This window comes from Clostridium sp. DFI.1.208, assembly GCF_024463855.1.
GTDB lineage: Bacteria > Bacillota_I > Bacilli_A > Erysipelotrichales > Erysipelotrichaceae > Clostridium_AQ.
On sequence record NZ_JANGCA010000166.1, the window covers coordinates 1 to 814 of the forward strand.

An 814-nucleotide genomic window follows, 5' to 3' on the forward strand; every position below is an offset into this window, starting at 1 on the left:
TCCGGAGACGACAAAACCGGAAGCTCCTGCTTCCCCTGTGATTTCCCCGCTCACATAGCTATTTCCGATACTCGTATTCGCTGCACTGACCAGCATACCGGAAGCGGATCGCTGTGATGCTATCTTCACCAGTATCCCCACTCCATCGATTTTCGTATCCTTTGCATTTACTGCCAGCGCTGCTGAATTACTGGTACTGCTGATCTCACTACTTAGATTTACATTCCTTATTGCTGCTTTATTCAATGAAGTGAACAGCGGCTGCTTCAAGCCCTTGATCACATGACCGTTCCCTTCCAATGTCCCTGTGAATTCTTTTTCCACCATGATAGAATCAGCGGTCACCGTGATATCGCTGTCCAGGATATACGTCTTATCCGGTGCTTTGGCGATATCCTTCAGGCCCTGTTCATTTGTGATATGGATCTCCTTCACTTCCGACTGTTCTTCTTTCTTCGGTTCTTCCTTCGGCTGTTCCGTTATATCGGTCACTTCATAGGTTGCGGTCATGCCAAGAGGTGCATCATCCGCCGCTTCGCTCTGGAACACATAGCTTCCGTTTTCCTTCGGCATATAGCTCCCCTGATACAAGCCGTTCTCCTGCTTCTCGACCTTTACAGCCTCCTTCTTTTCTTTGAAAGTAACTGATATATGATCTGTGTTTTCCATTCGACCATACAAGGTCAGTCCTCCCTGCGCTGTCTTTTCCACATACAGGTCTGCCAGTCCTTCCACCACCTGTTCATGCTCCTCCAGCACGCTTCCCTGTACATCGATGCTTCGGATCACATACGTCCCGTTTTGAAGGATATCG

The 814-nt window shown here is 48.5% G+C and carries 1 protein-coding gene; it reads right to left on the reverse strand.

The genetic code is table 11. From position 1 onward, the window contains the following. Positions 1–814 (reverse strand): ZmpA/ZmpB/ZmpC family metallo-endopeptidase-related protein (locus NE665_RS23840; protein WP_347285939.1); only part of this gene is annotated, 814 nt, incomplete at both ends.